We start from the raw sequence: 13,170 nt of genomic DNA, 5'->3' as shown, positions 1-13,170 counted from the left end.
TGTGAAGCAGAAGCATTCCGGGCTGGCAGCACTGGCCGACGACGATTTCTCCGTCATGGAGGCCATCGGCGGATGGCGGGGGATCGTCGAGTCCCTGCTGCCGGGGCTGGTATTTCTGGTTGTCTTCCTGGTGACCGGCCGTCTGGGGCTGACCGTGGCGGTTTCGGCGGCCCTGGCCCTGGTGCAGCTGCTGATTCGTCTGATCCAGCGGCAGTCCTTCCTGGGGGCGCTGGCCGGTCTGCTTTCGGTGGGCATCTGCCTGGTGGCCGCATGGCTGACCCGGGATGCACGCAACTATTATCTGCCAGGATTTTTGACCAACGGATTCTGGATTATCGTTCTTGGGGCCTCTCTGCTGGCACGGATGCCCGGCATAGGCCTGCTGGTGGAGTACCTGCGCCGGCCCGTCGTCTCAGGCTGGAGGCAGTGGCTGGCCTCCTGGCGGGGCGAGCCAGAACTGGCACGGGCCTATACCCAGGCCACTCTGGTCTGGATCGCCGTCTTCGCGCTGCGCCTGCTGGTTCAAGTGCCGCTCTACCTGGCCGGTTCCGTCGGGTTGCTGGGCGCCGCACGCCTGATTTTGGGCCTGCCCCTGTTTGCACTGGGCATCTGGATCAGCTGGCTGCTGATCGGGGGCCCCTACCATCGTCGCCAAGCCGACCAGGCTCAGACCGACCAGGAGGTTCACGCCGATCATGACTGAAACCAGGGTTCGTCTGCGCATCGAACGCTACGCCGACCAAGGCCGTTGTGTCAGCCACCTGGAGGACGGGCGGGTGGTCTTCGTCCGCTTCGCCCTGCCCGGGGAGCTGGTGGATGTCCTTTTGGATGAGCCTCACGGCCGGGCCGGCAGATTCGCCACGGGCGAGGTCACCCAGGTGCTCGAGGCCAGTCCTGACCGCCGCCAACCCGTCTGGCCTCTGGCTGGACCCTTGGCCTGGGGAGGAGGCCTGGGCGGCGCCGATCTGATTCACGTCAGCCTGTCCGGCCAGCTGGCCTGGAAGGCTGATCTGATTGGCCAGCAGATGTCCCGCCTGGGCGGGGTGGACGTCCAGGTGCCGGTGGCCAGGGTTCCTGGCGATGAGGAGCTGGGCGGCCTGCACTGGAGGACCCGAATCGAGCTGGTGGCCGACGATCAGGGCCGCCCCTCCATGCGCCGGCGGGGATCGCATGACCGCCTGCCGATCCAGACCATGCCCCTGGCCACCCAGGAGCTGCTGGACCTTGCCGACGACCTGGACATCTGGGAGGGCGGCCTGCCCGCCGGAGCCCGCGTGCGCTTGGCTGTGCCCCAGCCGCGCGACGGGGGACCGGTAGGCGACAACTACGCCCTGCTGGTGGATGGTCGCCTGAGCAAGGGAAGCCGCCTGCTGACAGAGCGGCTGGAGGCCGGAGCAGGGCCTGAATACCAGGTCCGGTCCGACGGATTCTGGCAGGTCCACCGTCAGGCACCGGTCGTGCTGACCAAGGCGGTCCTGGACCAGGCCAGGCAGGCCCTGGACGGGGTGGCCGAACCGGTCATCTGGGATCTTTACTGCGGATCAGGGCTCTTCACCCTGCCGCTGGCCGCTCTGGCCGACGGACGGGCCCGGCTCCTGGCCGTGGAGGGATCCGCCGGAGCCATTGCCAGCGCGAAACACAACGTGAAGCAGGCCGGACTGGACCGGGTGGTCCTGCGTCGAGGGGACGTGGCCAAGGTCCTGGCTGGCGGTGCGCCCAAGGGGCTGGGCCATCCCGACCTGATCCTGCTGGATCCGCCCAGGGCCGGCGCCAAGGCCCGAGTCTGTCGACTGCTGGCCGCCAGCGGGGCGGGGACCATCATCTATGTAGCCTGCGATCCGACCAGCCTGGCCAGGGATACGGCCACCCTGATCTCCCTGGGCTACAGCCCCAAGCACCTCGAGGCCTTTGACATCTACCCGATGACCCACCACGTGGAGACCGTGGCGGTCTTCACCCGCACGGCGGGAAGGCAGCGCTGACATGAGCCGCACGGGGCGGGTCTTGGCAGTGGTCAGGCGGCTGGCTGGTCTGCTGCTGGCGGTCGCCCTGCTGGCGGGCCTGCCCACGCTGACCGGATGCGCCCCCAAGGACAGGGCCGTGGGCGACTCCTGGCACGAGGGCACCGTGCCCCACGACGGCGTGGATCGCTCCGACACGCTCGTGGCTTTGATTGGCTGCCCGCAGAGGGGCGAGAAAGACCCGGATGCCGGTCTGGACAGCCGCATCCTGGCATCCTTGAAGGCCGAGCGCATGAAGGGCTATTTCTCCTCAGCGCAGTCCACCAGCGATCAGCAGGAAGGGGTGCAGGATGCCATCAACCGGGGTGTCAGTCTGATTCTGATCCGTCGGCCCGGCGCCGGCGACTGGACCCCCGCCCTGAAGGCAGCCCGGAAGGCGGGCATCCCTGTGGTAGAGTTCGCTCAAAGCGCCAAGGCTTGGACCCCTGACCCGGGTAGGCTCTACTATGCGGCTACGGTCCATCCGGTGGACCCTGCCGGGCATCCGCACGCGCCCCTGCTGGCCGACGCCTTGCAGACCATTGTGGACGACGGACCACATGCCAGGATCATGGCCGTGCGCCTGAGCGCCGACTGAGAGGGGGGCCAAGGATGAGCACAACGGCGGACACAGGCTTTCCGGAGACCGACCGGCCGGGGCTGAGCTCCCAGGAGGTGGAGCGGCTGAAGGCCCAGGGCCTGGTCAACGTCTCCCAGGACCAAACGTCCCGCAGCCTGGGCCAGATCATCCGCGACAACGTCTTCACCCTCTTCAACGGCATCATCCTGACCGCCATGGTGGTGGTCCTGCTGACCGGGCAGTGGAAGGACGCGGTCTTCGGCCTGATCATCATCATCAACACCGGCATCGGTGTGGCCACCGAGCTCAAGGCCAAGCACACCCTGGACGGGCTGTCCATCCTGGTGGCCTCCGACTATACGGTGCGCAGGGATGGGCGCAACCTGACCGTGCCCCACGATGCCATCGTCAAGGGGGATCTGCTCTGGATCCGCTCCGGGGACCAGGTGCCCGCCGACGCGCAGATCATCGACACCTACGGCCTGGAGCTGGACGAGTCCATGCTGACCGGCGAATCGCGCACGGTCAAGCACAAGCCGGGGGACCAGGTCTACTCGGGCTCCACGGCGGTCTCGGGCATGGCCCTGGCCCAGGTGACCGCCGTGGGCGCCGACTCCTACGCCGCCACGCTGACGGCCAAGGCCAAGGTCTACAAGAAGGTCCGCTCCGACCTGAACGAGGGCATCAACACCATCCTCAAGGTCATGACCGTGGTGGTCATTCCCCTCTGCCTGCTGCTCATCTTCACCCAGATGCGGACCGTGGGCGGCTTCCAGACTGCCCTGGCCACCGGAGCCTGGCGGCAGGCCGTGGTGTCTGCCGTGGCCGGGGTCGTGGGCATGATCCCCGAGGGTCTGGTCCTCTTGACCTCCCTGAACTTCGCTTTGGCCGCCATCCGCCTGGCCCGGCATCAAACGTTGGTCCAGCAGATGGAGTCCGTGGAGACCCTGGCCCGTGTGGATGCCCTGAACCTGGACAAGACCGGCACCATCACCGACGGGGGCATCGTCTACGACGACCTGCATCCGCTGGCCGAGGACCTGCCGGCACAGCAGCTGCGGCAGGCCCTGGTGGACGTCTGCGCGGAGGAGAGCCCCAACGCCACCGGCCGTGCCATCCTCAAGGGGATGGACGACCTGCACCCGGGCAGGGCCGTCAGCCGCCTGCCCTTCTCCTCGGCCCGCAAGTGGAGCGCCGTGGCCGACCAGTCCGGCAGAATCTGGTACTTCGGCGCCCCGGAGGTGCTCCTGGCATCCCAGGCGGGCAGCTGGCCCCAGGTGGACCGGCAGGTGGCCGACCTGGCCGACCGCGGCTACCGGGTGCTGATGCTGGCCGCCCCCGACGGGTACCCGGGCACCGACCAGCCTGACTACTTCACCAGCAGCCCCGACCTGCCCGGGAACCTGAAGCCCCTGGCCCTGATCACCTGCTCGGAGCACATCCGCGACGACGCTGCCGAAACCCTGGCCTGGTTCCGCCAGCAGGGCGTGCGCTGCCGGGTCATCTCGGGCGACAACCCGGCCACGGTGGCGGCCATCGCCAACAAGGTGGGCCTGACCGGCGACCGGGCGCCCCGGGCCATGGATGCCCGGCAGCTGCCCGAGGACACCGCAGCCCTGGCCGATGTCCTGGAGGACGTGGACGTGCTGGGCCGGGTCCTGCCCGACCAGAAGAAGGCCATCGTCCAGGCCCTGCACCTGAAGGGCCACACGGTGGCCATGACCGGCGACGGGGTCAACGACTCCCTGGCCCTGAAGGAGGCGGACCTGGGCATCGCCATGGGCAATGCGGCGGCCGCCACCAAGGCCGTGGCCCAGCTGGTCTTGGTGGATTCGCGCTTCTCCCACCTGCCCGACGTGGTGGCCCGCGGCCGGCAGGTCATGGCCAACATGGAGCGTGTGGCCGGCCTCTTCCTGGTCAAGACCGTCTACTCGGCCCTGATCTCCCTGGGCGTGGTCCTGACCGGCATACCCTTCCCCTACCTGCCCCGGCACATCACCTACATCGGCGCCCTGACCATCGGCACGCCGGCATTCTTCCTGGCCCTGGCCCCCAACACCAGGCGCTACCGGCCCGGCTTCCTGAAGCGTGTGGTCACCTTCGCCCTGCCCTCGGGCATCGCCACGGCCTTGATTGTGCTGGCGGCGGCCTGGAGCCTGCCCGGCCTGCTGGGACTGGACCTGGCCCGGCCCGACGACCTGGGGCGTTGGCGTTCGGTCTGCGCCATCGTCCTCTTCTGCATGGGCGTGCTGGTCCTGACCCAGGTGGCCCGGCCCCTGCGCTCCTGGAGGGGGCTGCTGGTCCTCTTCTTCGCCGCAGCCGGGGTGATCGGGGCCCTGATCCCCGTTGTGGCGCGGTTCTTCGCCATCAGTCTGCCCACTGGTCCGGCCCTGGCCGCCACCGTGGCCTTCGCCCTGGCGGGTGCCCTGCTCATGGTCCTGGCCGTCCTGGGCTATCCGGCATGTGCACGTTACATAGGCCAGGTAACACATAGGCGCTAAGAATGAACCTCACAAGCACAGATAAGCGTCACTGACGGCCTGGGGTCCTCCCGCCGCCGGTCCACATGGGCGCAAGGGCAGTGCCTGAGCGTCCAAGGAAGGGGTGGTGCATGTCAGAATCCGCACAAGATGCCGGTCGTTCCAAGCTCAAGGTGGGCTCCGAGGAGTTCGAATACTACCGGATCAGCGACCTGCCGGGCATCGACCACCTGCCCTACAGCCTGCGCATCCTGGTCGAGAATCTGCTGCGGCACCAGAACGGGACCACGGTGACCCGGGACCAGCTGGACCAGCTGCTGGACTGGGACCCCAAGGCCCAGCCCGACAGGGAGATCCAGTACAGTCCCGCCCGGGTGCTTATGCAGGACTTCACCGGCGTGCCCTGCATGGTCGACCTGGCCACCATGCGCGATGCCGTCAAGGCCCTGGGCGACGACCCCTCCCTGGTCAACCCGCTCATCCCCGCGCAGATGGTCATCGACCACTCCGTCCAGGTGGACAGCTCGGGCGTGTCCGGCGCCCTGGAACACAACATGGACATGGAATACCGGCGCAACAGTGAGCGCTACCGCTTCCTGCGCTGGAGCCAGCAGGCCTTCCAGAACTTCCGCGTGGTGCCCCCGGGCACCGGCATCATCCACCAGGTCAACCTGGAGTACCTGGCCCAGGTGGTCATGCGCAGGGACAGGACCCAAGGGGAGGGGCCGGCCCTGGTCTACCCGGACTCCTGCGTAGGCACCGACTCCCACACCACCATGGTCAACGGCCTGGGCGTGCTGGGCTGGGGCGTGGGCGGCATCGAGGCCGAGGCGGCCATGCTGGGCCAGCCCATCTCCATGCTGGTGCCTCAGGTCTTGGGCTTCAAGCTGACCGGATCCATTCCCGAAGGTGTCACCGCCACCGACGTGGTGCTGACCGTGACCCAGATGCTGCGCGAGGTGGGCGTGGTGGGCCGGTTCGTGGAGTTCCACGGCAAGGGCCTGGCCCAGGTCCCCCTGGCCAACCGGGCCACCCTGGGCAACATGAGCCCCGAGTTCGGCTCCACCTGCGCCATCTTCCCCATCGACCGAATCACCCTGGACTATCTGCGTCTGACAGGCCGCAGCGACGAGCATGTGCGCCTGGTGGAGGCCTATGCCAAGGCTAACGGCCTGTGGATGGACCCGGAGGATGCCGACTGCCCTGAACCCGAGTATTCGCAGGTGCTGGAACTGGACCTGTCTACGGTGCGTCCCTCCATCGCCGGCCCCCGCCGGCCCCAGGACCGCATCCTGCTGGACCAGGCCCAGAAGACTTTCCATCGGGACCTGAAGGATTACAGCGACCAAGGCAGGGACGCAGACGGCCAGGCTGTGCCCGTCAAGAAGGCCGACGGCAGGGAGTTCAGCCTGCGGGACGGGGATGTGGTCATCGCGGCCATCACCTCATGCACCAACACCTCCAACCCCTCGGTCATGGTGGCCGCCGGTCTGCTGGCCCGCCAGGCGCGCGCCCGGGGCCTCAAGCCCAAGCCCTGGGTCAAGACCTCGCTGGCTCCCGGCTCCCAGGTGGTGACGGACTATCTGAACCGGACCGGCCTGAGCAAGGACCTGGACGCCCTGGGCTTCGAGCTGGTCGGCTACGGCTGCACCACCTGCATCGGCAACTCCGGCCCCCTGGACCCGGCCATCCACCAGGCCATCGCCGACCACGACCTGACGGTGACGGCCGTGCTCTCGGGCAACAGGAACTTCGAGGGGCGCATCAGCCCGGATGTGAAGATGAACTACCTGGCCTCGCCGCCCCTGGTGGTGGCTTACGCCCTGGCAGGCACCATGGACTTCGACCCCTGGCGGGACCCCCTGGGCCAGGACAGCCAGGGCAAGCCGGTCATGCTGGCGGACATCTGGCCCTCCCAGGAGGCCATCGAGTCCGTGGTGGGCACCGCCCTGGACCGGGACATGTACCTGCGCGACTATGCGGACGTCTTCGGCGGGGATGATCGCTGGCGGAAGCTGGAGGTGCCGGAGGGCGAGCTCTTCCACTGGGATCAGGATTCCACCTACATCCGCCGCCAGACCTTCTTCGATGGCATGAAGGCCCAGCCCGACCCCCTGGAGGACATTCACGGGGCCCGGGTGCTGGCCCTGCTGGGGGATTCGGTCACCACCGACCACATCTCGCCCGCAGGGGCCATCAAGGCCGACGCGCCGGCCGGCCGCTACCTGCAGGAGCACGGCATAGCCCCCAGGGACTTCAACTCCTACGGCTCCCGGCGCGGCAACCATGAGGTCATGGTCCGGGGCACCTTCGGCAACATCCGCCTGCGCAACCAGCTGCTGGCCTCGGTGGGGCTGGACGTGCGGCCGGGAGGGTTCACCTACGACTTCCTGAACGGCCAGGAGACGACCATCTTCGAGGCGGCGCAGGACTATGCCAGGCAGGGCACGCCCCTGGTGGTGCTGGCCGGCAGCGAGTACGGCACAGGCTCCTCCAGGGACTGGGCGGCCAAGGGCACAAGGATGCTGGGTGTGCGGGCCGTCATAGCCAGATCCTTTGAGCGCATCCACCGCAGCAACCTGATCGGCATGGGCGTGCTGCCGCTGGAGTTCCCTGCGGGTCAGTCGGCCCAGAGCCTGGGGTTGGACGGCCAGGAGACCTATGACCTGATCGGCGTCGACGCCTTGAACAGCTCCCTGCCCGAGCAGGTCCAGGTGCGGGCCCAGCGGCCCGACGGCAGCAGGGTGGAGTTTGCGGCCAAGGTGCGCATCGACACCCCTGGTGAGGCTGAGTACTACCGCAACGGCGGCATCCTGCAGTACGTGCTGCGTGGTCTGCTGGCCAGGGCCGATCAGGAGGCCTGAAGATATAAGAAATCCCCGCCCCCAACGTTAGGGGCGGGGATTTCTTATATCAGTTGCGGTCGCCGACCAGATCCAGGATGTAGAGGAAGAGGTTGACGAAGTCCAGGTAGAGGTTGAGGGCGCAGAGGATGGAGACCCGCTTGATGGCCTCCGGCCCCTGGCTGCGGTAGGTGGCGAAGATGACCCTGGTCTGCTGGGCGTCATACATGGTCAGCCCGGCGAAGAGGATGATGCCGATGGCCGAGACCACGCGCAGGGCCGTGTCGGAGGGGGCCACGAAGAGCATGACCACCTCGACCAGAATCAGCATGAGCAGGCCGGCCATGAAGATGGAACCCATGCCCAGCATGTTGCGCCGTGTGGTCAGCGCCAGCATGCTGAGGACGAAGAAGAAGCCTGCGGTGATCACCAGGGTCAGCATGATGGAGGGCAGTGAGTAGGTCATGAAGATGGTGCTCAGGGTGAAGCCCATCATGGCCGCATAGAGGTAGAACATGACCCGGGCGGTGGAGGTGCGCATGCGCATAACCCGGAAGCTCAGAATCATGGCGAAGGCCACCTGGACCACGGCCATGCCGATCCACCCCAGGGTGCCCGTGGCCTGCATGAAGGCCAGGAGCAGTCCGGTGCGGGCGGTCAGGTAGGCCGTCAGGGCGGTGACCAGCAGGCCGACCGCCATCTCCGCATAGGCGCGGGACATGGAGACCCGCTCCGCCTTTTCAAAGCTGTATGCTGCGTTGGTGTCGATGGGCGCGCCCATGCCGTAGGGCTCACCGCCCTGCATGGTCGGCATCGGCTGCTGTGTGTACTGACCGTATGGGGCCTGCGGCCGCGGATTCCCGTTGAAAGCCATCTGCTCCTCCTTGTCTTCCCACCTGTGGCGGGATGGTCGTCTTGTTCAATTCTACATGGCCGGTTTGGCCATATAACAGGTGTTTGCTCTGGTTGGAATCAGGCGGGGATGGCCGCCATGGTGGGGTGGTTGCATGCCCACATCCCGCCATGGCGGTTGCCCCTCTCCTGATGTGCCGTCCAGACTTTGCAGGCTGGGCGGAGTGTGGTGGGGGTGCGGGAGGGAAGTGTCGGCTCTCTTGGGGTTTGAGCCGTGATTGGCACTTGTCCTCCCTGCTCCCCCTATATAGGGCCGGGGGCGGGGGGATTGATACGCCGCCCGGCCGCTCTTACTCGGGTGAAGCGTGTAGCAGTTGGTGTGTTTCTTTCCGGTGGCGGCGTGAGGCCAGGACGCCGCCCATGCCGGTCATGCCTGTGGCCAGGGCGAGCAGGATGCCTTCCCCTCCGGCCTGGGGGAGCACGCCTGCGGGCAGGTACGTGTATTTGAGCGAGGTGTCGGTCAGCGTGCTTCCTGCGCCGCCCAGCGTGTAGTCCACGCTGACCGTGACCATGCCCGGCTGGTGCGCGGGCGTGAACACGCTGACACTGCTGCCGTCGCCGCGCGTCAGCCCTGATGCGGCGGTCTGGTCGAACCTGACGCCGATGATCACTAGCTGCAGGTTGAACGACACCGGCACAGGAACAAGACTCCTAGCGCTACTGTTATATATTCCTGTGGGGATGCTGTCGTTGCCGAGCTGGCCGTACCAGTTGAATCCCCAGGCGTAGGCGTTCCCGTCGCTGCCCACGGCCAGCGAATCATGGAGTCCGGCGCTGACCTGTGTGGCTCGCAGTTCTTTGTTTGTGTTAGTGGGGTCGGCGGGGTCGCGCACGCGCGCAGGAACATACGAATCGTTGGTGGTGTTGTTGCCGAGTCCGCCATAGCTGTTGGATCCCCAGGCGTAGGCGTTGCCGTCGCTGCCCACGGCCAGGGAATGCTCGGCCCCGGCGCTGACCTGCAGGTAGGTGAAATCCTCTGGCAGGTCCGGGTACGTGTTGCGGTCGGGCGTCTTCACTCTGACCGGCGTATACCGGCTGAAGTTCGTCCCGTCGCCGAGCTGGCCATAGCTGCCGTATCCCCAGGCGTAGGCGTTGCCGTCGCTGCCCAGGGCCAGCGAATGCTGCCATCCGGCGTTGACCTGCGCGTAGGTGAAATCCTCTGGCAGGTCCGGGTACGTGTTGCGGTCGGGTGTCTTCACCCTGATCGGCGTATTCCGGTCGGTGTATGTCCCGTCGCCGAACCGGCCATCGTCGTTACTCCCCCAGGCGTAGGCGTTGCCGTCGCTGCCCAGGGCCAGCGAATAATTGCGTCCGGCGCTGACCTGCACGTAGGTGAAATCCTTGGGCAGGTCCGGGTACGTGCTGCGGTCGGGCGTCTTCACCCTGACCGGCGTAGCCTGGCTGTAGCTGGTCGTCCCGTCGCCCAGCTGGCCATACGTGTTGTACCCCCAGGCGTAGGCGTTGCCGTCGCTGCCCAGGGCCAAAGAATGCCGGTCTCCGGCGCTGACCTGCGCGTAGGTGAAATCCTTGGGCAGGTCCGGGTACGTGCTGCGGTCGGGTGTCTTCACCCTGACCGGCGTAGCCTGGCTGTAGCTGGTCGTCCCGTCGCCGAGCTGGCCATAGCTGCCGTATCCCCAGGCGTAGGCGTTGCCGTCGCTGCCCAGGGCCAGCGAATGATATTCTCCGGCGCTGACCTGCGCGTAGGTGAAATCCCCTGGCAGGTCCGGGTACGTGTTGCGGTCGGGTGTCTTCACCCTGACCGGCGCATTCTGGTTGGTTCTCGTCCCGTTGCCGAGCTGGCCATAGCTGTTGTCTCCCCAGGCGTAGGCGTTCCCGTCGCTGCCCACAGTCAAAGAAAAAGCTCCTGCTTGTGATCCGCTGACCTGGCTGAACCTGATGCCCCGGCTGGCGCCGTCAGGCGGGGTGATGGTCGTGGACTCCCTGCCCAGCTGGCTGCCCTTATTAGGGCTGATGCTCCACGAGCTGTTCCGGCTCTCCGGCGACCATTTCGCGGTCAGGGTCAGATCCTTGGTGACGGGCCTGCTGAAATCGTAGGCAGCCTGCCCGATGAACCATCCGTCGAACTGGAAGCCTTCGCGCGCCGGATCGGGGGAGGGCCGTTTCACCCTGCCGTTGGTGGTGGGGAAATGCTGGTCTGCTGGTTGTGGTTTTCCCCCGCCCGTGTCGAAGTGGACCGTAAGCGTGGATCGTGGTTCGGCGCCTCGCATCAACGGCCGGTCGACAGTGTACGTAAGGCTCCTGGTGAAGGACTGGCCGTCCTGCCTGCCGGCGATGAGGATGGCGGCTTGCCCGGGCTTGCGTGCGGGTATGTCCGCCTGCCATGAGCCGTTGTTCTTGCCGAGCGTCAATGTTTGGCTGTCCATACTGGCTGACTCCAGGATGGGCGCGGTGCTGGTGTCGATCCTGTCGGGTTTGCCGGCCTTGCCCTGCTCGTCGAGGTTCCACGTGAATATGTCGCCCTGCCTGCTGATGGCGGTGATCCTGCTGCCGGTGCTCGCGGCTTGCACGTATAATTGGTTCCCGTTGTCTGCGTGCCTGGGCGCTTTTCCGGGCTTCCACGCCCAGAGGCGGCCGTCCTTGCTGGTGATCATGACCTGGTCGTTACTGCTGTTGATTCTGCCGATCTGCGCGCCGTCCGGTAGGCTGACGGGTGCGAGACTGTTGGTGCTGTCGGCCAGGTAATTGGCCTGCCCGTCCGCGTCCAGGAGGAGGATCCCCTGGTTGAGGGCCTGGGCTTGGATGATGCGCATGCCCGGGTCATGCTTGATGCTTGTAGTTTTGGCTTTTCCGGTGTTGTCCACATCCCATCTCCAGGCTTGCCCATCAGAGTCCACGATGAGGATCCGGCTGCTGGAGGCGGCGGCGAGGACGGCTTGCACCTTTCCGGGCAGGCTGATTGTTTCCTGCTCGGTGGGCTTCGGGTTCGGATTTTGACTGGCCTGATAAGTGTGGATCTGTCCCTGCTGGTCCACGGCCAGCAGCCGGTCGTCGCTTATGCTGATGCTGCTGAACTTGGTTTTCTGACTGGAGTGGAGAATCTCGGGTGCCGCTTGCTCGTTGGCCCAAGTGTAGATGTGCTGGTCGGATCCCAGTGCGGCCTGCCGTCGGCTGCCGGCTGTGGCCTGCAGGTAATGGAACCCGTCGGGAGCATGGGCGGGGAAGGGAACCTGTTTGGGTGTGCCGTCTTGCGCCCATGTGTAGATGCGGCCGTCGCCTGTCAGACCGATAAACCGGTCTCCAGTGGCATAGATGTTGACATAACATGGCTCCTGTCGACTGGGCGGACTGATGGTCAGCCGGGCTCCGGAAGCAGGCCCATGATCCGGGCTCAGCGTCCAGTCCGTGACCTTGGTCAATTTGGCTATCAGGGTCATGTCCTGGAGTATGGGGGTCTGGAAGTCGAAGGGCTGGCCGTCAAGCATCCACCCGTCGAACCGGAAGCCATCATGCACAGGGTTCATTCCCAAGGGAGCGGCGAGAGTACCGGTTTGCACGGTTGACTGTGTTGGCTTGCTGCCGTTATTCGGGTCGAAGCGCACTGTATGTGAAGCCTGAGCATCTGTCTTTTCGGCTGATTTAGCCGGAGTGGGTTCTGCGCTGTCAGGTGTTCCCGTCGTCGATGACGTGGTTTCTGGACTTGCTGTTGGGCTTAACGGTGTGGTGGTCTGTATTGGTGATGGTGAGGGCAGTGGGGTGCTGGTTGCATTGCTGGGGAGGGTGCCGGGGGTTTGCTTAGCTACGCGAGGGGTCTGACGACCCCCCCCCCCCGGTGAGTATGGGAGCGTCCGCCTGGGCGAATGCGACGCCCAGGCCTGCCAGCAGGCTGATCAGGACGATCGTCATCGCCAGGATGCGACGCAGACGGGAAACCAGATGCATGAAACCAAAACCCCTTCACCAAACACCAAGCGGGACCAAAGCCGCTTGTCAATGTAAAGTTCTTCCTGTCGGAAAGCCGTGCTGCCTGTCAACGCCAGCCCTGCATCGGATTGCAGGAACCATGGCGCAAGCCAGTCGTCTTCTCGACATCCCCCGCTTTTCACCCTACCACCCAGCCCGCAGACAACACACATAAGCCAGAGCCAGCCGTCCGAAGACAACGAGTTCGGCAGCTGACGTTACGGAATTATGCCAGGACGGGGAGAACAGGCGGCGGCCAGACTTGTCCGGGTAGTAAGCCCTGTTGCCTGCCCTGCTGTGTTCATCTCCCTTCCTGGGCGGAAACGAGAGAGGTCTGCCTGTATCCCCGCAGGCGGAAGTGTGGTGGGGGCGCGGGAGGGAAGTGTCGGCTCTCTTGGGGTTTGAGCCTTGATTGGCACGTTCCTCCCTGCTCC

The 13,170-nt window shown here is 66.0% G+C and carries 6 protein-coding genes and 1 pseudogene; 5 read left to right on the top strand and 2 right to left on the bottom strand.

What is annotated here, in order from left to right:
- Nucleotide 1 precedes the first annotated feature (1 nt).
- From AC0AII_RS05875 to acnA, 5 genes are all read left to right on the top strand, one after another.
- A complete protein-coding gene (locus AC0AII_RS05875) occupies nt 2-703 on the top strand; it encodes a DUF3159 domain-containing protein (RefSeq protein ID WP_490446465.1) in 702 nt (233 codons plus the stop codon).
- The gene (locus tag AC0AII_RS05870) at nt 696-1,982 is read left to right on the top strand and encodes a class I SAM-dependent RNA methyltransferase (RefSeq protein WP_490446464.1); all 1,287 of its coding nucleotides are present in this window, start codon (nt 696-698) and stop codon (nt 1,980-1,982) included. The genes AC0AII_RS05875 and AC0AII_RS05870 overlap by 8 nt, the downstream gene beginning before the upstream one ends.
- 1 nt (nt 1,983) lies before the next feature.
- Complete coding sequence (locus tag AC0AII_RS05865; RefSeq protein WP_490446463.1) at nt 1,984-2,598, top strand: substrate-binding domain-containing protein; 615 nt, start codon at nt 1,984-1,986, stop codon at nt 2,596-2,598.
- Nucleotides 2,599-2,612: 14 nt separating this feature from the next.
- Entirely contained in the window at nt 2,613-5,081 is a 2,469-nt protein-coding gene (locus tag AC0AII_RS05860) for an HAD-IC family P-type ATPase (RefSeq protein WP_490446462.1), read from the top strand.
- 110 nt (nt 5,082-5,191) lie between these two features.
- Complete coding sequence (acnA, locus tag AC0AII_RS05855) at nt 5,192-7,924, top strand: aconitate hydratase AcnA (protein ID WP_490446461.1); 2,733 nt, start codon at nt 5,192-5,194, stop codon at nt 7,922-7,924.
- A 49-nt stretch (nt 7,925-7,973) separates the two neighbouring features.
- On the opposite strand, the gene AC0AII_RS05850 is transcribed toward acnA, so the two are convergent.
- Nucleotides 7,974-8,777 carry a Bax inhibitor-1/YccA family protein gene (locus AC0AII_RS05850; RefSeq protein ID WP_490446460.1) on the bottom strand — a complete coding sequence of 268 codons (804 nt, stop codon included), beginning with the start codon at nt 8,775-8,777 and terminating at the stop codon, nt 7,974-7,976.
- Between the two features lie 328 nt (nt 8,778-9,105).
- Nucleotides 9,106-12,715 (bottom strand): annotated as a pseudogene (locus AC0AII_RS05845) (RCC1 domain-containing protein).
- Nucleotides 12,716-13,170: the final 455 nt, after the last annotated feature.

This window comes from Bifidobacterium sp. VU/mBH4 (B4), assembly GCF_058199535.1.
This window is presented reverse-complemented; position numbering and strand designations above follow the sequence as displayed.